Genomic DNA, 19,548 nt, shown 5'->3' with positions numbered 1-19,548 from the left:
CGTCCTTCCTCTACATCCGGATCCGGAATCGGAATGGCAGAGAGAAGAGCTTGCGTATATGGATGAAGCGGACGTTTATACAAGTCACCTGCTTTGGTCAGTTCGACCATGTTGCCCAAATACATGACACCGATTCTATCGGAAATATGCTTTACCATGGATAGGTCATGGGCGATAAACAAATAGGTCAGACCCTTTTCCTTTTGCAGCTTTCGGAGTAAATTGACGACCTGGGCCTGGACGGAAACATCGAGTGCAGATATCGGCTCGTCAGCAATAATAAAATCAGGATCAAGCGCAAGCGCTCTGGCGATTCCGATCCGTTGTCTTTGCCCGCCGCTGAATTCATGCGGATAACGGTTGGCATGGTCCCGGCTGAGTCCGACTTCCTCCAGCAGTTGGTACACACGCTCCAGTCTTTCTTTTTTGTCAGGATATAACCCGTGTATTTCCATCGGCTCAGAAATGATTTCCTTGACCGTGGACCGTGGGTTCAACGAGGCGTATGGGTCTTGGAAAATCATTTGCATGCTTCTGTGAAAAGCAAAGGTTTCTGTTTCCTTCAGTTCGTGCACATTCTTCTCATCAAATATCACGTCCCCATCCGTTCTCTCATACAACCCCATGATGGTCCGGCCGATTGTTGATTTACCGCAGCCTGACTCCCCGACCAGACCGAAAGTCTCCCCTTCGTAAACGTCGAAGCTGACATCGTCGACCGCCTTCAAAGTTTCATCTTTACCGACGTGAAAATATTTTTTTAAGTGGTTCACTTGCAGCTTTTTATTTTGTTTTGTCATTGTGTTACCTCCGTCTGCTGCCAATACCGTCTCGCCCCGCACAACTCTTTTTCGTAAACGGTTCCGGCCAGTGTAGTAATTTCCACGGACTTTCCGGTAGTGGGAGAGTGAATCATTTTCCCATCTCCATAATAAATCCCGACATGATGCAAGGAACCTTTGCCTTCCTCATATGCGAAAAATAACAGATCGCCCGGCAAAAGCTTATCCATCGCTATTTCTTCTCCTGCCAGCGCAGCCTGATCAGAAGCATCACGCGGAATTTGATAACCATTGGCTTTGTGCATATTGTAACTGAATCCGGAACAATCGTAACCGTAGGAACTCATCCCACCCCATAAATATTCCAATCCAAGAAATGCTTCTCCTGTTTTGATAATGTCTGTGCCGCTTCCTTTTACAACCGTATCTCCTTGGTAGTCAACCTCCACCCCGGAACGTGCAAGGTAGCCTGCTGTTCCATCTGGCAACCTTACTTTCACATCTGAATCTGTCACGGCAAGAAGCGGCAACACCGTTAAATAACTTAAGGAAAAAAGGAATTCCCTTTTCTCGTCATACAAGGAAGCACGCTTACCTGAAACTGTCGCCCTTCCGATCACCTCTTTCGTATCAGGCCTCGGAACGGCCTGACAAGCCGGAATCCAGCCTGGATAGCCGCGTGGATCTTTTTTGGAAGGTTGGGAGGGGACAATGACATGCAGCCAATCCTGCCTCTCCTCCAACACCAGTACTTCCTCCCCGTACAACAACTGGGATTGCACTAAATTCTGATCACATAAATCAAGCCGCTTCTGGTAGTTCAATTTTTCCAGCCAGGCTGGTAAATCGACTGGATTGGTGATGCTTGGCCGATCAATGTCTCGCGGTGATTCCGGATTAGTCCATAAAGTAGCAACCGGCACATTGACTAACCATCTATTGTGTTGCCTGCTCATCGAATCCCCTCGCTCTCCGCTGCAATGTTCACCTGTTTAATGCCCAAACCAATCTCCTCCGGCAGTCGAATAATGCTTCCATGATAGGATATCCCTCCGTCAACCGGATCTTTGGTAAGCATTAGTGGCGCATCAAAGTCGAATCGGGTAATATTCGGCTGACTTGCCGCCAAGTGAGCTGCAGCCGTTATTCCCAACTTCGTTTCGATCATACTGCCGACCATGCACTCCACCCCATTAGCCGCTGCCAGCTTGGCAATGTGCAGACCGTTGTGTACACCACCTGCCTTCATCAGCTTAATGTTGACCAGGTCAGCACTGCGGGTTTCGAGAATCTTCCTTGCATCTTCAGGAGAAAAAACACTTTCATCAGCCATAATCGGCGTTTCTACATGGTCCGTGACAAATTTCAATCCAGCGATATCTCCCGCATTCACGGGCTGTTCGACCAGTTCAATATCTAGTCCGCCATCTTCCATTTTCCGGATAGCTTTGACCGCTTCCTTTGCGCCCCATCCTTGATTGGCATCGAGCCGGATCTGTATGTCGGTTCCGATTCTATCCCGTATGGCTCGAATACGGTTGATATCTGTCTGAATGTTGTCCTTCCCTACCTTCACTTTCAAACAAGTAAATCCCTGCTCTATATAATGGACAGCGTCTTCTGCCATTTCTTCTGCTGTATTGACACTGACCGTAAAATCCGTTTCCAATTGGCTGCGGTATCCCCCCAACAATTGATATAGCGGCATACCGCATAATTGGGAAAAACAGTCATAAACCGCCATATCAACTGACGCTTTGGCACTTGTATTGCCTACCATACATTGATCAAGCGTTTGAAAAATGTCCTCCATAGCGAGCAGTGATTTGCCGATAAGAGCCGGAGCGATGATTTTTTCGATTGCATACTCGATTCCTGCCAGGCTGTCTCCCGTAATCACATGGGTCGGCGGTGCCTCTCCCCAGCCTGTCGTTCCATCCGAACAGGTCACTTTCACATAGATTGATTCGGCTACTGTAACGGTTCTAAGCGCTGTTTTAAAGGGTTTTCTCAGTGGAACTGCGACACTCGCCGTCTCGATTGTCTGTATCTTCATATAATGTATTTCTCCCTCCCTTATTCAGCTGACTCCCGGCTCGATTACCATCGTTTTTTTCATGCTGGATAAGCTGGCCTGCGTACCAAGCGGAACCGCCACATGAGGCTGGCAATGGCCAATAGGGAAGTCTTTTAACACCGGCTTCGGCAAATCAGCTAAATGATCCTGTAACACTTGATCCAGTGTCAAGGATCTTTTCTTTTGCTGCTCGGGCATATTGAAGTCACCGACCACGATGCCCGCTGCCTGTTCCAACTTCCCAGCCAGTCGCAATTGATTAAGCATGGCGTCTATCCGGTACGGTTCCTCACCGATATCCTCTATGAGCAGCAATTTACCCTTTGTATCGATCTCATAAGGGGTACCAAGCGTACTGCAAATCAAGCTGAGATTTCCACCTGTCAGTTCACCTTGTGCTTCTCCTTCTGCAAGGACCGTAAGCGGAGAGATTTCCTCCAAAAAAGTAATCTTGGTGGGCTCAAATAGCTGATTAAACATCTTCTCGGACAAAGGGGCGAAATCCTTCTCCCCAATATCCGAGCTGACCATTGGTCCATGGAACGTAATCAGGTTGGCCTTTTGCCGGAATGCCGTATGTAAAAAAGTAATGTCGCTATATCCCCAAAACACTTTTGGATTGTCGGCGATCAATTGATAATCTATTTGATCTGCTATTCTCCCAGACCCATAACCTCCACATAAGCAAATAATACCGGCAATGTTTGGGTCTCGGAACATATCATGTAAATCGGACAGCCGATCGGCATCCTTCCCTGCCAAATAGCCGTATGTATCTGTACTATGTTTTCCTTTTTTCACTTTTAATCCAAGGGACTCGATAAAGGCTACGCCTTTTTCCATATTGTCAGGATTAGGCGGACCCGCTGGAGCGATAAGACCCACAGTATCCCCTGTTTTTAAACGATTGGGTAGATTCATGACTTCCTCCTTTGTGCTTGATGTGTCTGGCAGCTTTCTTTAAATAGCGGCAAGACTGCATGATACCTTTTTAGCCTTCTATTTTGTAAGAAAAGGCTCATACCGGCCGGCCTGGCGGATAACTGAAACCATCCTCCCAGGCCGGGCAGTATAGAGCCAAATCTTGACTTGCCTATTAGGTTATCCGTTAGTTTTTGTCAGCCCACTTCAATTCCATATAACCGACTGGGTGACGTACAATGCCGGATACATTATCTTTATGCAAGAACACTTGGTTGTAGAAATTGACCGGAACGATCGGCATCTCTTCAAATAGTACTTTTTCCGCCTCGTACATTAATTCCCAGCGTTTTTCTTCATCTGCTTCTTCTTTGGCCTGGGCAATCAAATCATCGTATTCTTCATTGGACCACCCAGTACGGTTCATCGAAGAATCCGTCACGAAGCTTTCCAGGAAGTTGATTGGATCGCCATAGTCAGCCAGGAAGGAGCTGCGGGATAACTGATGCTTCAAATCCTTCTGATCCTGGAGGAACACGTTCCATTCAGCATTTTCCAAGGTGATTTCAATGCCCAAATCCTGTTGGAAGCGCTGTTGGACGGTTTCTGCTATTTTTTTGTTGTCATCGCTCGTGTTGTAGGTCAGCGTGATTGGAGGAAGTTCATCGTATCCTTCTTCTTCCATTCCTTCTTCCAAAAGCTGTTTGGCTTGTTCTGGATCATATGTTACTAAATCTCCGTTTGCATCACGGAAGTCATTCCCGGAAGGGTCTTCAAATCCGTAGGAAACGAAACCTCGGGCAGGCTCTTCGCCTTTTTTTGTAACATAGTCAACGATTTCATCCTGATTGACCGCCATGGCCAATGCTTTGCGGATTTTCACGTTTTGGAACGGTTCTTCGTTGACATTGAACCGGTAAAACTGTGTACCAGCCTGTGGGTCGATGACTACTTGATCGCTGTCTAGCAGCTCATCTGCTAAATCTGCCGGTATTTCGGAAGTATCCAAGTCTCCGCTCTCGAACATTTGGTATTCTGTGTTTGTTTCATTTACCATGGCCCAATGGACTTCATCCAATTTGACAGTGTCTTTATCCCAATATTGATCGTTTTTCACCATAGTAAAGTCGCTGTCATGGTTCCATTCACTCAATTTGAAAGGACCATTGGCAACAAATGTATCAGCTTCTGCATACCATTCTGGATTTTCTTCCGCTACAGCCTTATTGACCGGGAAGAATGCCGGATTCGATATGACATTCAGGAAGAATCCTGTCGGTGCTTCCAATGTCACCTTGAACGTTTTCTCATCTACAGCTTCCAATCCTAAATCCTCTGCACTGCCATCTCCGCTGTTGAAGGCTTCGCCGCCTTTAATGAAGTATCCGAGAAATGCGGAAGAAAATCCTTCCTCCGGATCAAGCAGCCGCGTCCATGCATAGACGAAATCTTCCGCGGTCACGTCATCCCCATTTGACCATTTGGCATCTTTGCGGATGTGGAAGGTATATTCCAACCCATCATCAGAGATATCCCACTTTTCGGCCGTTGCCTCTTCTGGTTGGTGGTCCTGCCCCAGCCGGGTAAGTCCTTCCATCAAGTTGTTCAAGGACTGCCATGATGCTGCATCGAATCCTTCCGGTGGATCGAAGGAGGTTGGCTCCACTCCGTTGTTTAAACGAAGAACCTTATCCCCACTGTCTTCTGCTTCATCACTGGACCCTTCATCCGTCGTTTCTGTCTGATCTCCCGTATCCTGCTCCTCTTCTCCGGCGCTTTCATTGGCCGTACAAGCAGCCAAAACGAATACCGCCAACAAAATAAATAAAAACGACAAGCCCTTCTTCATGTGAATCCCCCTTTTATGTTGGTTACTTTCTTGTCTCTGCCATGTGAGAGACTAACTGTGCCCTCTGATCCTGCAGCCAGCAGTCCACTTGATGTGTCTGGCTTAGAGCTGCTGAATCGGGATACACTTTATCACACACCTCCATCGCAAACGGACACCTCGCTGTAAACGGGCATCCTTGCGGAGGTGAGAATAAATCAGGTGGTGTTCCGTCAATCGGAATCAAGTCATCCTCCTCCACATCCAATCGTGGAACCGAATTTAATAACCCCTTCGTATAAGGATGCTGGGGCTCGTAAAATATTTCTCGTTTTGTTCCGACTTCGATGATTTTTCCTGCATACATGACCGCAATCCGATCAGCAATTTTGGCCACAACCCCTAAGTCATGGGTAATCAGAATAATCGATACACCCGTACGTTCCTGAATCTCTCCGAACAACTCCAAAATCTGCGCCTGAATTGTGACATCGAGTGCTGTAGTCGGTTCATCGGCTATCAATAAATCCGGATCGCATATCAAGGCCATGGCAATCACTATCCGCTGGCGCATGCCTCCACTGAACTGGTGGGGATATTGCTTCAGTCGCTCCTCCGGGCTTGGAATCCCGACCAGTTTCATCATTTCCAGTGCTTTTTTCCTGGCATCCCGACTGGAAATATCCTTATGCTGCTTCAGTCCTTCTGTGAGCTGGTCACCGATAGTTAACGTCGGATTCAGTGCTGTCATTGGATCTTGAAAAATCATGGAAATATCGACACCGCGTATTTTTCGCATTTCTTTTTCAGAAACCTTCGTCAAATCGCGTCCGCGGTAAGTAATCGATCCATTGGCAATCTTGCCTGGGGGTGTCGGAATCAACCGCATGATACTGTTCGAGGTAACACTCTTCCCACAGCCGGATTCACCGACGATGGCCAATGTTTCCCCCTTATGCAGGTCAAAATTGACACCCCGGACCGCATTTACTTCCCCACCGTATGTTTTAAAGGTTACGTGCAAGTCTCTTACTTCTAGTATTTTTTCCATTGTTGTCACTCCCTGAGTTTCGGATCCAGGGCATCCTGAAGTCCGTCGCCTAACACATTAAAAGCAAACATCGTCAATGAGATAAATAACGCCGGGAAAAACAAACGCCACCAGTCACCCGACAAAATCGTAGGCAGAGCATCATTTGCCATCACGCCCCAGCTTGCATATGGCGCCTGGATTCCGAGCCCTAAAAAGCTTAAGAACGCTTCTGCGAATATCGCAGTAGGTACAGTCAATGTCATCTGAACAATAATCGGTCCCATGGTATTAGGCAGAAGGTTTTTGCGGATGATCCGCCATGTCCTGGCTCCGAACGACTGCGAGGCTAGTACAAACTCGAAATTTTTCAATTGCAGTACCTGCCCCCGGACGATCCGCGCCATGCCGACCCATCCCGTAACACTCAAGGCGACAATAATTGTCGTCAGACTAGGTCCCATCACGACAAGCAGTAATATAACGACGAGCAAATACGGCAGACCATAAAGAACTTCAATGATTCGCATCATCACATTGTCTGTGCGCCCGCCCTTATAACCGGATATCCCGCCATAGACAACACCGATAAAAAAATCAATCAGCGCTGCCATCAGTCCGACAAACAAGGAAATACGTGCTCCATACCACGTTCTTGTAAAAACATCCCGTCCCAATTCATCGGTTCCGAACCAATGCTCTGCAGAAGGCGGCATGTTTTGATTAGGCAAATTGATTTCCCTCACAGAATGAGGGGAAAAGATCGGTCCGAAAATTGCCAGCAAAGCAAGAAGGATCAAAAAGATCAATCCGCCCATGGCAAGCTTGTTTTTCACGAGCCGTTGCCATGCATCACTCCAGTAGGAGAGCGACGGTCTCGAAACCTTCTCTGCCTCCTGTTCATCTTTATGGAGAGGACGGAACCATTCATCCGGTACGGCCGAAGATTGCGGCTCTCGTTGTTTTTCCGCTAGGCTCATATCATTCCGCCTCCTTTTTATGCAGTTTGATTCTTGGGTCCAAAATTCCGTAAGCAATGTCAACAAGGAAGAGCATCACAATCAGGAAGGCACTGTAAAATACGGTCGTTCCCATAATCACCGGGTAATCCCGATTGTTGATGCTTTCGACAAAATATTTACCCATTCCCGGAATGGCGAAGATTTTTTCCAATACAAAGGTTCCGGTCAAGATTCCCGCTAACAGCGTACCCAGAATCGTCACCACGGGCATCAACGCATTTTTCAAGGCGTGCTTAAAGATAATTTTATATGGTGACAAGCCTTTCGCCCTGGCCATTTTAATGTAATCCTGTGTGAGCACCTCGAGCATGCTCGAACGTGTCAAACGCGCAATGATTGCCATCGGTCCTGTCGCCAAAGCAATGACCGGAAGAATCATATGCTTTGGGCTGCTCCATGTAGCTGCCGGAAGGATATTCCACGTAACGGCAAATGTTTGAATGAGTTGTGTTGCCAAAATAAAGTTAGGAATGGAAATGCCAAGCACCGCTATTGCCATAGCCGCATAATCGATGATGCCATTGTGGCGGAGCGCCGCGATGATACCGAGTAAAATACCGGATATAATCGCCACGATCACCGATACCAGGCCCAGTTCAAGAGAAATCGGAAATCCGCGGCCGAGCAAATCGTTAACCGTCGAGGTTGGTTGTTTAATCGACGGGCCGAAATCAAACGTGACTATCGACTTTAAATACAATAAGTATTGAATATACAGCGGTTCATCTAAATGGTAGTGCGCCATCAGATTGGCCTGTACAGCCTCACTTGTACCGCGTTCCTGATTAAACGGAGAACCCGGAATCGTATGCATTAAAATAAATGTTAGGGTGACGATGATTAAAATGGTGACCAGCATGATCAGTAATCGTTTCGCTATGTATCGCAGCATGGCTACCCTCCTAACTGAACGTCGTGCGCATTGCCAGCTCCGTCATTACCAACATGGCTTGATACGCTTCTAAGATGTTTTTAGCTGGAAATTTAACCGTGGTAGTCCCTGGTTCGATTTCCGTTCCAGGCATTAAATTAGCCCATTCCGCCTGACCGTAATTTGTGAATTCAATCCGCAGTACCGGCTTATCCGGTGGTATTAGCGGCTGTACGTTCTCCCGGTTTTCCAATGCAGCTTTTGCTTGTTTCTGCAACAATTCTCCTGCTTTTTTAGGAGACAGGGTTTTGACTGCGGACCTGGAAATCGTGGTCTTCACCGGAGCGGTGACAACGTTTGGAATCAGCTCCATGGCTTCCTGGCATGCACAATCATCTCCCGCCACCATCAGGACCGGGACACCAAAATAACCAGCGACATAAGCATTGAAACCGAGCTCTCCGACAACCTGATCATTGATGTAAAAGTTGCGGACCCCGAAAATCATGGAATGAGACATTACCCCTCTTTGCCCAGCACGGGCATGATAGCCTAAAAACATTGCACCTATGTAACTGTCATCTAAATTCTGTACCATTGAGAAAGGTTTGACATCGCCAGTGATGAGAGAAGCTTCTGGATGGATTGCGTCGATTAAGAGGTTGTTCATTTTGGAGTGGCTGTCGTTGACCAAAATTTCATCACAGCCAAATGTACTTGCAGCTTCTATTACATGGTTTGCTTCCTCTGTCATGATTTTGCGTGCACGTTCGTAATTATGCTTGTCTGAGTCGACAAAAGTATAATCCGGCAGTCCGGTTATTCCCTCCATATCGACTGATAAGAAAAGTTTCATATATCCCTGCTCCTTCTTTTGGTGTAAAAGCATAGAAATGGTAATGCTTACATAGACATAATTTTAACACAATTTTGAAAAAATTTAAACAATTCTTTTGCCCGCTCGTCTGATTTGTTTGTTTTATCTGGGGGAAACTTTCTTGGGAGAGGGTCGGTTTTTGTCGTAAAATCAGCCGGAGTGCTAAGACGACTTACACAGCTTTCCAGGATGCAGGTGAGATCAGTATAATGCACATAGCGAGGTGAAAATTGTTTATTTCCGTGGTAATAACTCTCCGTCACGCTTCTTACCGTTTTTTGGGTAAAAAAAAGAGCCATCCTGTCAGGATGACCCGCTGCTTACTGTTCGCCGAACAACACAGCAGTTCCTTTCAGGACAACTCTCTTTTTGTTTTATTCATTAGGATGATACAGAGGTTTGATGTTGTTGGGTTGCACTCACAACCACTTCGCCATCATCATTGACACGCTCGATATCCGCCCCCAGTGAAGCGAATTTTTCTGCTAGACGGACGTATCCGCGATCAATATGCTTCAATTCTGTTACACGTGTATAACCTTCTGCAGTCAGACCAGCCAAAATGAGTGCTGCACCTGCTCGTAAATCGGTAGCAGCAACTTCAGCTCCCTGCAGTTCTACAGGGCCTTCCACGATGACACTTCTGCCTTCGATTTTCAACTTCGCATTCATGCGGCGGAATTCTTCTACATGCATGAAACGATTTTCAAAAACCGTTTCTGTAATGACACTGGTACCTTCCGCCCTTAGCATCAGAGCCATCATTTGAGATTGCATATCTGTCGGAAAACCAGGATGCGGAAGTGTCTTGATATCGGTAGCCTTCAGCTTTTTAGGACCGATGACACGCAGACCGTCTTCCTCTTCTTTAATCGATACGCCCATTTCTTCCATTTTAGAAACCAGGGAGCGTAAATGCTCTGCTTCTGCACCTTTGACTAACACATTGCCGCCAGTAATGGCTGCGCCTACCATGAAAGTTCCTGCTTCGATTCGGTCAGGAATAATGGTATGCTCGACACCGTGAAGGGTGGAAACCCCGTCGATGCGGATTGTTTCGGTTCCGGCTCCAATTACTTTTGCCCCCATTTTATTGAGGTAATTGGCAAGATCAACAATTTCCGGTTCCTTGGCACAGTTTTCCAGGGTGGTTCTTCCTTCAGCAAGCGCTGCAGCCATCATGATATTTTCTGTAGCTCCGACACTCGGCACATCCAAATAAATTTTTGCACCTTGTAACCTGCCTTCAGAATGAACTTCAACGAAGCCATTCCCGACATGTACTTTTGCCCCCATTGCTTCAAAACCTTTTAAGTGCAAGTCAATCGGCCGGGATCCAATGGCACATCCCCCCGGCATTGCTACTTTGGCATGGCCATATCTGGCCAAAAGCGGACCTAATACGAGAACAGATGCTCTCATTTTCCTGACAAATTCGAAAGGAGCTTCCGTCTTAAGTGGTTTCGTGGCGTCTACTGTTACGGTATTATTTGAAATGCTGATATCTGCATTCATATTGCTTAGGACTTCTTTAATGGTAGTTACATCTGCTAGTGCGGGAACTTCGTGAATCGTGCTTTTTCCTTCACTTGCAATTATACTTGCTGCGATGACAGGCAGTACGGCATTCTTGGCACCTTCTACTTTAACGGTACCATTAAGCTGCCTCCCACCACGGACGATGATTTTTTCCACTGCTCATTCTCCTCTGCGTCCAATTTCACTATATTAATATTCAGTAATTATGATAGGTGTTCCTATGGTCATGGTAGTATTGCCGCCCGCATCTTCGCGAGCAGCCAGCTGTATATTCATTAGGCTGTCCTTGCCGGGTATGGTTTGTTCCCAGTAAGGTGTATAACCCGACAGAACGGTGAAATCTTTTTCCTGTATGCTATCTAGTGCTTGAACATTCAATTTTTCTACAAATTTTTCAAAAAAATAAACCTTATTCATTTTATCATTAGAAAGCATAGACAGACAAGCAAATTTTTTTACATCAGGAGTAAATAATACTTTAGTCACATCCATCGTTTTGGCCAAGTAAATAGACCTCGTCTGTTCACTCCAATTTTCACCCGCGAGAGCGTAACTTATTTGGACCTTACCATGCTCCTTTTTAGGGACAATCATGATAAAGGTTTCGGATAGCTGTGTTTGTTTATGGAGGTTGCTGGCAACCCATTTTACTGCCTGACTCGTTTCCTCTCTATTAATATAGGACGCAGGGAAATAGTTTGCTAGGTTTTTAGCAATCTTAGAGGCGCGGTTCCTGTCGAGCTCATCTTTCATGACAACCTGCCACTTTTCCAACGGAATTTGTTCTTGTTCCGCCAACTGGATCAATTGCTCGATTGGCTCCGTTTGAGTGGATGCATGAACGTATGATTGCAATAAAACGATAATACCTAATAAGATGACGAGCATGAACCGGATTTTCATTTATATTCTCTCCCTCAGCTTATGAATGAGTGCTTGGACTCTTTCATAAGTATTGACGGGAGAGTAAAAAAAATACGGTTCTTTTATCGTCACGATTTGACATCCAGGTTCACATTTAGGTGAAGCTCACATCAAAACAAGAAAATCAGCTGCTGGGACCATTGCAAGAAGTCCAAAAAGAACCTGCTGACAGTAGTACCGATTGCAATGGTGACGAAAATCAATAGTATCGTCCCTTCAAATACGCGTCCTTTTTTAAGGAGAGGATCGAGATTTATGCCTTGCAATACTCTCCAAGTAATAATGATAAAAACCAAGTGAGAAATCATGCTGATAAGCGCTTCTTGGCCAAGTGATTGCATCATTTGGATCACACCTTTTCTTTTTGTTCGTGTTTCGCTTGTTTACTAGTAAAACATTGCCACGGACAAAAAGAAATGTCAACGGGTGATTGTTTGGTTCTGATAGTGTAATACCTTTATTTCAAATTACCTAAACATGAAAATGAAATAACTCCGGAATAAGGACTATTCGTCGTGGATAATGGGAAATTAGCGGTACTTTTATCGACGGAACACTCTCTGTATGTGATATTTCCCGGGGAATATCGACACAGGAGTATTTATTCCCCTAAGCGAGTAGTAACTTTTGGTTGATAAGACAGCAAACTGGCATTTTTGTTTTAAATTGGAGAAAGACAGTGGAGAATGGGAAGAGGTGTCCTCTGCCATGCTTTTTCAGAAGGAAATCCCGCCCTTCCATCAAATGGTGAAAGCACGTATTATGCTTGAACATATGCTGTGCTAGGACAGTTTTGTTGAAAAAAGTCTTCCGCCTTATTGGCAGGAGGATGGTTTAAGAAGCCACTTGGGCTTCTTAACAAGCAAAAAAGACTTTAATGCCAAAATAGCAATTAAAGTCTTTGATGGTTCGTTCTTATGTGATTATCGGTTTTCCACTACGTCCAGACGATTGATTGCACGTCTAAGCGCATTTTCAGCCCTTTTGAAGTCGATATTGTCCTGCTTAGTCTGCAGGCGTCTTTCGGCCCGTTCTTTTGCTTTGCGTGCACGTTCCACATCAATATCGGACGGTTTTTCTGCTGATTGTGCCAAAATGGTCACCTTGTCAGGACGCACCTCGACAAATCCGCCATTTACCGCCAGCTTTTTTGTTTCGTCCTGTCCTTTTAATCGGACAGCACCGATCGATAACGGAGCAACCAATGGAATGTGTCCATGCAAAATACCGAGTTCACCGTTTTCCGCCTTCAAACTAACCATTTCAAAAGCATCTTCCATTACAGGGCCATCAGGAGTGACAACACTCACCATTAGTGTTTTCAATGAAACCCCTCCTCAGGCTGGAATATGGCTAAATTCGACAGCCGTTTCTTTAAAAATGCCGGAAGGCCGGGAAAGCTGCTATGCGCTTCATCCAGCCTCAACCGGCCTTATGATTTATGCCATTTGTTGGGCTTTCTCTACTACTTCCTCGATACGGCCAACCAAACGGAATGCATCTTCCGGTACATCATCATGTTTGCCGTCCAAAATTTCCCGGAAGCCTTTTACTGTTTCCTGGACAGGTACATAGGAACCTTTTTGGCCAGTAAACTGTTCGGCTACGTGGAAGTTTTGCGATAGGAAGAATTGAATGCGGCGGGCACGGGCAACCGTTAGCTTGTCCTCGTCCGTCAGTTCATCCATACCAAGGATAGCGATGATATCCTGTAATTCTTTGTAACGCTGTAACGTGCGTTGAACCTCACGTGCCACTTCATAGTGTTCTTGACCGACTACTTCCGGGTCTAGGGCACGGGAAGTGGAAGCCAATGGATCCACGGCAGGATAGATACCTTGCTCAGATAATTTCCGGTCGAGGTTGGTCGTCGCATCCAAGTGGGCAAACGTCGTTGCCGGAGCCGGGTCAGTATAGTCATCGGCAGGCACGTAAATAGCCTGAATCGATGTAACCGATCCTTTATCCGTGGAAGTAATCCGCTCTTGCAGCTGACCCATCTCTGTTGCCAGCGTCGGCTGATAACCAACCGCAGAAGGCATACGGCCGAGCAATGCTGATACTTCGGAACCTGCCTGGGTAAACCGGAAGATATTATCGATAAACAGCAATACATCCTGTCCTTGCTCGTCACGGAAGTATTCCGCCATGGTCAAACCAGTAAGAGCAACGCGCATACGTGCTCCCGGCGGCTCGTTCATCTGGCCGAAAACCATTGCTGTCTTGCTGATAACACCTGAATCTTTCATTTCAAAATACAAGTCGTTTCCTTCACGAGTTCGTTCCCCTACACCAGCGAATACAGAAATACCGCCGTGCTCTTGGGCGATGTTGTTAATCAGTTCCTGAATCAGTACGGTTTTACCAACACCCGCACCACCGAACAAACCGATTTTACCACCTTTAATATATGGAGCAAGTAAGTCAACAACCTTAATGCCTGTTTCCAGGATCTCCGTTTCAGTCGCAAGGTTTTCAAATTTAGGCGACTGACGGTGGATCGGGTCGCGTCGTACGTCTTCAGCCAATGGTTCATCTAAGTCAATGTTTCCACCCAGGACGTTGAAAACCCGGCCGAGGGTGACGTCGCCTACAGGTACCGAAATCGGTGCACCTGTATCTATTACTTCTGTACCGCGTTGAACCCCCTCTGTCGATGACATAGCAATCGTACGAACACTATCATCGCCCAGATGCAGAGCTACTTCTAAAATGAGTTCTCTGCCGGATTCATTTTCCTCTTGTGAGGCATATTGCACGCGTAATGCGTTATAGATTTCTGGAAGCTGTCCGCTTTCGAATTTTACGTCCACGACAGGTCCCATGATTTGGGTAACGCGTCCTTTGCTCATCGATTTCCCTCCTAACTTACTATAATGGAGCTATTCCTGTGCCGCTGCTCCACCAACGATTTCTGTAATTTCCTGTGTGATTGCTGCCTGGCGTGCCCGGTTGTAAGACAACGAAAGTTCATCGATAAGATCATTGGCATTGTCTGTAGCACTTTGCATCGCCGTCATACGAGCAGCATGTTCACTTGCTTTTCCGTCCAGCAAGGCACCGTAAAGCACACTTTCCGCATATTGCGGAAGCAGAACCTCAAGGATCTCTTCCTGATTAGGCTCATACTCATAGCTGCTAAGCTGCTTGCCTTCCGGATTGATGTTCGTCAAAGGAAGCAGTTTGGTTGTGGATACCTCTTGCGAAATCGCACTTACATAATGATTATAATAAATGTTCAATTCGTCTATTTCTTCGTCAATGTACATTTGTACAGTCTCTGAAGTTAAATCCTTTATATCTGCAAAGTTCGGCTGATCAGCCAAGCCAGTGATTTCCCTGGCAATCGGCATATTCCGTTTCGCAAAGAAATCTCTTCCTACACGACCGACGGCTATCACCACATACTCATCTTTCGATTGATGCCTTTGCTGGATATCACGATAGACCGCCCGCAGGATGCTGCTATTGTATGCCCCCGCCAGACCACGATCCGACGTAATGACAAAATAAGCAGTTTTTTTCACTTCCCGCGCCTGCAGCATTGGATGGCTGGCAACATCGCCGCCATTTGCAATACTGGCGACCACTTCCTGGATTTTTTCGCTATATGGAACAAATGATTTTGCGTTTTGCTCTGCTTTATTCAGTTTCGAAGCAGATACCATTTGCATCGCGTTGGTGATTTGCTTCGTTTTCTTTGTCGAGTTAATCCGGTTTTGGATATCTCTAAGTGAAGCCACGCTGTCTCACCACCCTTTCTTCCAAGGTTCACGCCCGAATAGAATTCGCTCGTTCCGGGCGTCCTCTTGCCTTCTGTACCCTAAGGTTATGCAGATATTACGAAGCTCTTTTTGAATTCTTCGACAGCATTATTCATGTCTTCTGTTTCCGCAAGTTTTCCTGTTTCGCGGATTGTCTTCAGCAGTTCAGCTTTGTTGCTGCGCAGCCATTCATGGAATTCATCTTCAAAGCGTGTAATATCTTCAACCGGAATATCATCGAGATATCCTTGGGTCAAAGCGTAAATGATCATAACCTGGTTCTCTACTTTCAACGGCTTATGCAAGCCCTGCTTCAACACTTCAACTGTACGTGCACCACGATTCAGTTTTGCCTGAGTCGCTTTATCCAAATCAGAGCCAAATTGTGCAAAAGATTCAAGCTCACGGTAAGACGCTAAGTCAAGGCGCAACGTACCGGCTACTTTTTTCATCGCTTTGATCTGTGCAGAACCACCGACTCGGGATACAGACAGACCCGGGTTGATCGCCGGACGCACACCGGAGAAGAACAAATCCGATTGCAAGAAAATTTGGCCGTCAGTAATAGAGATAACGTTTGTCGGAATATATGCCGAAATATCCCCGGCTTGCGTTTCAACGAAAGGCAGTGCGGTCAAAGAGCCGGCGCCTTTATCGTCACTAAGCTTGGCGGCACGTTCCAACAGACGGGAGTGCAAGTAGAAAACATCCCCAGGGAATGCTTCACGGCCTGGCGGACGACGAAGCAAGAGAGAGAGTTCACGGTATGCAGCCGCCTGTTTTGATAAGTCGTCATAAACGACGAGAACATGCTTGCCGTTGTACATGAATTCCTCACCCATGGTAACACCTGCATATGGAGCCAGGTATAGAAGTGGTGCTGGTTCTGATGCCCCTGCAGACACGACGATCGTATAATCCAATGCACCATAACGGCGAAGTGTTTCGACTGTACCACGTACGGTTGAATCCTTTTGGCCGATTGCTACATAAATACAAATCATGTCTTGATCTTTCTGGTTCAGGATCGCATCAATTGCAACGGTTGTTTTACCCGTTTGACGGTCTCCGATGATTAGCTCACGCTGTCCGCGACCAATCGGTACCAATGCGTCGATTGCTTTGATACCGGTTTGAAGTGGTTCATGAACGGATTTACGATCCATGACGCCTGGTGCCGGAGATTCAATCGGGCGAGTCTTGCCGGTTTCGATTGGTCCTTTCCCGTCAACCGGCTGGCCTAACGGGTTGACGACGCGTCCTAGCAGTTCATCCCCTACAGGAACCTGCATGATACGTCCGGTTCGACGAACTTCGTCTCCCTCGCGGATTTCTTGATATGGCCCCAAAATGACGATACCCACATTGCTTTCTTCCAGGTTTTGCGCCATTCCCATGACACCGTTGGAGAACTCGACAAGTTCACCAGCCATTACATCATCAAGACCATGAGCACGGGCAATCCCGTCCCCGATTTCAATTACTGTCCCTACATCGTTGACTTCTATATCAGATTGATAATTCTCAATTTGCTGTTTGATCAGCGCACTGATTTCTTCAGCTTTAATGCTCATGCCATTTCACCCCTATCATCAATTATTTCGCGGATACGATATTCCGTTCGATTCGTTCGAGTTTGCCACTGATCGTTCCATCATAGATCGTGTTGCCAATCTTCAGTCTGATGCCGCCGAGAATCGACGGATCGACGATATTGGTGATCTTCAACTCGGTCTTACCAAGTTTTCTGGCAAAAACTTGAGAAAGCTGTTCTTTTTCCGGTTCGGTCAGTTCACGAACAGAATAAACGCTTGCTTCCGCTATCCCTTTCGCATCATGTACTAATTCGATAAAGTGACTAATTATGGATGGAATGAGTTCTTCACGGTGGCGGTCAACGAGCAGTGAAAGAGTATTGACCACATCGGAAGAAAAGTCGTGAAACGTCTCACGGATGAGCTGTTTCTTTTTATCATTATTAACTCTTGGATGCTTCAGGAAAGGTAGTAATTCTTTATTGTTTTCAAACACTTCTTGCAAAATGTAAAACTGTTGTTCGAGTTGATCGACGGCAGCTTTTTCTTCCGCCAGTTGAAAAAGAGCATCTGCATATCGTTTGGCAACTATTGCTTCACTCATCGCTCTTCTCCTACCTCTTTGAGATATTCATTGATCAATTCCTCTTGGTCCTGGGCATTGATTTCTTTTTCAATTACCTTACTGGCGATTTGCACGGACAAGGTAGCAACTTGATCCTGCAAGGCTTTGATCGCTTTTTCTTTTTCCTGCTCGATGTCTTCCTGAGCAGAAATTTTGATGCGTTCCGCCGTTTCGCGAGCCGCCTCGATGATTTGCTGTTCCTGCTTTTGCCCGGCTTTTTTGGCATCTTCGATAATAGCCTGCGCTTCCTGACGGGTGTTTTTCAGTTCCTCAGCAGCTTCGCGTGACGCGCGCTCTGCTTCGGCTCGGTTCTTTTCTGCCGTTTCGATTTCACTTGCTATATGGTCTTCCCTTTGCTTCATGACATTCATCAACGGGCCCCATGCGAACTTCCGCAAGAGGAGCAATAATACAATAAAGAAAAACAACTGGGTTATCATGTCCCCAACTAGGAGACCGCCCGGCCCAGCGTTAATGATCAGCCAACCTGTGTATTGCACAGCATTCACTCCTTTCATCGTCGGTAACCGGTTTATTCGTCACTCGTTTCAAGTATCTTCAAACGTAAAGGAAAGGCGAAAGTTCAACTGAATGAACTTCGCCAATGTATTTAAGTTTTATCTCAATGTTTTGTTACATGACGATAAGCGCGATTACTACCGCGATGATCGGCATTGCCTCAACTAGACCTACACCAATGAACATGGTTGTCTGCAGGGCGCTGCGCAATTCTGGCTGACGAGCGATCCCTTCTACTGTACGACTTACAATCAAACCGTTACCAATACCTGCGCCTAGTGCGGCTAGTCCTACTGCGATTGCAGCTGCTAAAGCTCCCATAATAAAAATCCTCCTCTAAAAATATATGAATTTAGTTAATTCCTTGATTTTTCAGTAATTCATAAGCAGCCGTCCGGGTGGACAAAGTTCCTGATTATAAAAACTGAGGCGGGCACCTCTCTGCCTGTTTTAAAAAGTGAAGCAGCGGGAATACCCTTTATATAATTTTTAATGGTCCGAGCTCACTTTGTGAGACATGTAGACCATTGTCAACATAGTGAAAATAAACGCCTGGATGGCTCCGATAAATAAACTGAATCCTTGCCAAGCCAGCATCGGAATTGCTCCGCCAAAAAATCCTAATGCACCAGAAGCGGTGAGTCCCGCCAGTAATCCAAGCAAGATTTCCCCTGCATAAATGTTACCGAAAAGACGGAGACCAAGTGTCAACGTATTTGAAAATTCTTCAAGCAGTTTAATCGGGAATAAGAACGGCAAAGGACGGAAATAATCTTTTCCGTATTCTTTTACACCTCTCATCTTGATTCCATAGTAGTGTGTAAGCACGATTACCATGGTAGACAATGTCAGTGTAATGCCAGCATCCGATGTTGGAGACTTCCACCATAAATGGTGTTCTGAATCAACTGCCATGAAAGCTACACCTAGAAGGTTACTGACAAAAATGTAAGTGATTAGTGTTAGGCCTAACGGCAAAAATGTCTTTCCTGTCTTCCAGTCCATGGTATCTCCAACAATACCTTTCACGAAATCAATAACCCACTCCATGAAATTTTGCAGACCAGTTGGCTTCATTTGCAGTTTTCTTGATGCAGCGACCCCCAGGATGAAAACAAGGGCGGATGCGATCGCGATCATCAAAACGTTGGACATATTAAAATCAAGCCATGCGATTCCAAATACGTCCTCGAGTAAGGGTTTTTCATGATCCAAATTTCTTCACCTCTCTTCC

At 46.1% G+C, this 19,548-nt stretch carries 20 protein-coding genes; all 20 read right to left on the bottom strand.

The features are described 5' to 3' along the window. Positions 1-800 (bottom strand): ABC transporter ATP-binding protein (locus tag BN1067_RS06675; RefSeq protein WP_053218113.1); only part of this gene is annotated, 800 nt, incomplete at its 3' end. Further along, on the bottom strand, positions 797-1,738 hold the full coding sequence (locus BN1067_RS06670; RefSeq protein ID WP_053218112.1) for a C40 family peptidase: 942 nt from the start codon (positions 1,736-1,738) through the stop codon (positions 797-799). The genes BN1067_RS06675 and BN1067_RS06670, both read right to left, overlap by 4 nt. Further along, positions 1,735-2,838, bottom strand: a complete 1,104-nt coding sequence (locus tag BN1067_RS06665) for a mandelate racemase/muconate lactonizing enzyme family protein (RefSeq protein WP_053218111.1) — start codon at positions 2,836-2,838, stop codon at positions 1,735-1,737. The genes BN1067_RS06670 and BN1067_RS06665 overlap by 4 nt, the downstream gene beginning before the upstream one ends. Positions 2,839-2,862: 24 nt before the next feature. Beyond that, on the bottom strand, positions 2,863-3,780 hold the full coding sequence (locus BN1067_RS06660) for a S66 peptidase family protein (RefSeq protein ID WP_053218110.1): 918 nt from the start codon (positions 3,778-3,780) through the stop codon (positions 2,863-2,865). A 187-nt stretch (positions 3,781-3,967) separates the two neighbouring features. Then, complete coding sequence (locus tag BN1067_RS06655) at positions 3,968-5,629, bottom strand: peptide ABC transporter substrate-binding protein (RefSeq protein WP_053218109.1); 1,662 nt, start codon at positions 5,627-5,629, stop codon at positions 3,968-3,970. Positions 5,630-5,651: 22 nt separating this feature from the next. Next, positions 5,652-6,659 (bottom strand): ABC transporter ATP-binding protein, encoded by a 1,008-nt coding sequence (locus BN1067_RS06650; RefSeq protein ID WP_053218108.1) that lies wholly within the window; start codon positions 6,657-6,659, stop codon positions 5,652-5,654. Positions 6,660-6,664: 5 nt separating this feature from the next. Beyond that, positions 6,665-7,618, bottom strand: a complete 954-nt coding sequence (locus tag BN1067_RS06645; protein ID WP_053218107.1) for an ABC transporter permease — start codon at positions 7,616-7,618, stop codon at positions 6,665-6,667. 1 nt (position 7,619) lies between these two features. After that, positions 7,620-8,552 carry an ABC transporter permease gene (locus tag BN1067_RS06640; RefSeq protein WP_053218106.1) on the bottom strand — a complete coding sequence of 311 codons (933 nt, stop codon included), beginning with the start codon at positions 8,550-8,552 and terminating at the stop codon, positions 7,620-7,622. A 10-nt stretch (positions 8,553-8,562) separates the two neighbouring features. After that, positions 8,563-9,387 (bottom strand): M55 family metallopeptidase, encoded by an 825-nt coding sequence (locus BN1067_RS06635; protein WP_053218105.1) that lies wholly within the window; start codon positions 9,385-9,387, stop codon positions 8,563-8,565. A 402-nt stretch (positions 9,388-9,789) separates the two neighbouring features. Beyond that, complete coding sequence (murA, locus tag BN1067_RS06630; RefSeq protein ID WP_053218104.1) at positions 9,790-11,103, bottom strand: UDP-N-acetylglucosamine 1-carboxyvinyltransferase; 1,314 nt, start codon at positions 11,101-11,103, stop codon at positions 9,790-9,792. Positions 11,104-11,136: 33 nt separating this feature from the next. Beyond that, the gene (locus BN1067_RS06625) at positions 11,137-11,850 is read right to left on the bottom strand and encodes a YwmB family TATA-box binding protein (RefSeq protein ID WP_053218103.1); all 714 of its coding nucleotides are present in this window, start codon (positions 11,848-11,850) and stop codon (positions 11,137-11,139) included. Positions 11,851-11,981: 131 nt separating this feature from the next. Next, positions 11,982-12,215 (bottom strand): DUF1146 family protein, encoded by a 234-nt coding sequence (locus tag BN1067_RS06620; RefSeq protein ID WP_053218102.1) that lies wholly within the window; start codon positions 12,213-12,215, stop codon positions 11,982-11,984. A gap of 579 nt (positions 12,216-12,794) precedes the next feature. Next, complete coding sequence (locus tag BN1067_RS06615) at positions 12,795-13,196, bottom strand: F0F1 ATP synthase subunit epsilon (RefSeq protein WP_053218101.1); 402 nt, start codon at positions 13,194-13,196, stop codon at positions 12,795-12,797. A gap of 114 nt (positions 13,197-13,310) precedes the next feature. Next, on the bottom strand, positions 13,311-14,723 hold the full coding sequence (atpD, locus tag BN1067_RS06610) for a F0F1 ATP synthase subunit beta (protein WP_053218100.1): 1,413 nt from the start codon (positions 14,721-14,723) through the stop codon (positions 13,311-13,313). A 30-nt stretch (positions 14,724-14,753) separates the two neighbouring features. After that, positions 14,754-15,614, bottom strand: a complete 861-nt coding sequence (atpG, locus tag BN1067_RS06605) for an ATP synthase F1 subunit gamma (protein WP_053218099.1) — start codon at positions 15,612-15,614, stop codon at positions 14,754-14,756. Between the two features lie 86 nt (positions 15,615-15,700). Then, positions 15,701-17,209, bottom strand: coding sequence for a F0F1 ATP synthase subunit alpha (atpA, locus tag BN1067_RS06600; RefSeq protein ID WP_053218098.1), 1,509 nt, complete (start codon positions 17,207-17,209; stop codon positions 15,701-15,703). A gap of 22 nt (positions 17,210-17,231) precedes the next feature. After that, a complete protein-coding gene (locus tag BN1067_RS06595; RefSeq protein WP_053218097.1) occupies positions 17,232-17,774 on the bottom strand; it encodes a F0F1 ATP synthase subunit delta in 543 nt (180 codons plus the stop codon). Further along, positions 17,771-18,235 carry a F0F1 ATP synthase subunit B gene (gene atpF, locus BN1067_RS06590; RefSeq protein ID WP_407701364.1) on the bottom strand — a complete coding sequence of 155 codons (465 nt, stop codon included), beginning with the start codon at positions 18,233-18,235 and terminating at the stop codon, positions 17,771-17,773. Before atpF ends, BN1067_RS06595 begins: the two co-directional genes overlap by 4 nt. Before the next feature lie 193 nt (positions 18,236-18,428). Continuing rightward, positions 18,429-18,635 carry a F0F1 ATP synthase subunit C gene (gene atpE, locus BN1067_RS06585; protein ID WP_026570770.1) on the bottom strand — a complete coding sequence of 69 codons (207 nt, stop codon included), beginning with the start codon at positions 18,633-18,635 and terminating at the stop codon, positions 18,429-18,431. 168 nt (positions 18,636-18,803) lie between these two features. After that, positions 18,804-19,529 carry a F0F1 ATP synthase subunit A gene (gene atpB / locus BN1067_RS06580; protein ID WP_053218095.1) on the bottom strand — a complete coding sequence of 242 codons (726 nt, stop codon included), beginning with the start codon at positions 19,527-19,529 and terminating at the stop codon, positions 18,804-18,806. Positions 19,530-19,548: the final 19 nt, after the last annotated feature.

This window comes from Virgibacillus senegalensis (assembly GCF_000821245.2).
Lineage (GTDB): Bacteria > Bacillota > Bacilli > Bacillales > Amphibacillaceae > Sediminibacillus > Sediminibacillus senegalensis.
Note: the sequence above shows the minus strand (reverse complement) of the source record. Positions and strands in the feature narration are given on the sequence as shown.

What these genes read in the sequence shown, in the direction of transcription:
- BN1067_RS06670 (WP_053218112.1), bottom strand. Translation starts at nt 1,738, where the DNA reads ATGAGCAGGCAACACAATAGATGGTTAGTCAATGTGCCGGTTGCTACT.
- BN1067_RS06665 (WP_053218111.1), bottom strand. Translation starts at nt 2,838, where the DNA reads ATGAAGATACAGACAATCGAGACGGCGAGTGTCGCAGTTCCACTGAGA.
- BN1067_RS06660 (WP_053218110.1), bottom strand. Translation starts at nt 3,780, where the DNA reads ATGAATCTACCCAATCGTTTAAAAACAGGGGATACTGTGGGTCTTATC.
- BN1067_RS06655 (WP_053218109.1), bottom strand. Translation starts at nt 5,629, where the DNA reads ATGAAGAAGGGCTTGTCGTTTTTATTTATTTTGTTGGCGGTATTCGTT.
- BN1067_RS06650 (WP_053218108.1), bottom strand. Translation starts at nt 6,659, where the DNA reads ATGGAAAAAATACTAGAAGTAAGAGACTTGCACGTAACCTTTAAAACA.
- BN1067_RS06645 (WP_053218107.1), bottom strand. Translation starts at nt 7,618, where the DNA reads ATGAGCCTAGCGGAAAAACAACGAGAGCCGCAATCTTCGGCCGTACCG.
- BN1067_RS06640 (WP_053218106.1), bottom strand. Translation starts at nt 8,552, where the DNA reads ATGCTGCGATACATAGCGAAACGATTACTGATCATGCTGGTCACCATT.
- BN1067_RS06635 (WP_053218105.1), bottom strand. Translation starts at nt 9,387, where the DNA reads ATGAAACTTTTCTTATCAGTCGATATGGAGGGAATAACCGGACTGCCG.
- BN1067_RS06625 (WP_053218103.1), bottom strand. Translation starts at nt 11,850, where the DNA reads ATGAAAATCCGGTTCATGCTCGTCATCTTATTAGGTATTATCGTTTTA.
- BN1067_RS06620 (WP_053218102.1), bottom strand. Translation starts at nt 12,215, where the DNA reads ATGATGCAATCACTTGGCCAAGAAGCGCTTATCAGCATGATTTCTCAC.
- atpD (WP_053218100.1), bottom strand. Translation starts at nt 14,723, where the DNA reads ATGAGCAAAGGACGCGTTACCCAAATCATGGGACCTGTCGTGGACGTA.
- atpA (WP_053218098.1), bottom strand. Translation starts at nt 17,209, where the DNA reads ATGAGCATTAAAGCTGAAGAAATCAGTGCGCTGATCAAACAGCAAATT.
- BN1067_RS06595 (WP_053218097.1), bottom strand. Translation starts at nt 17,774, where the DNA reads ATGAGTGAAGCAATAGTTGCCAAACGATATGCAGATGCTCTTTTTCAA.
- atpF (WP_407701364.1), bottom strand. Translation starts at nt 18,235, where the DNA reads ATGATAACCCAGTTGTTTTTCTTTATTGTATTATTGCTCCTCTTGCGG.
- atpE (WP_026570770.1), bottom strand. Translation starts at nt 18,635, where the DNA reads ATGGGAGCTTTAGCAGCTGCAATCGCAGTAGGACTAGCCGCACTAGGC.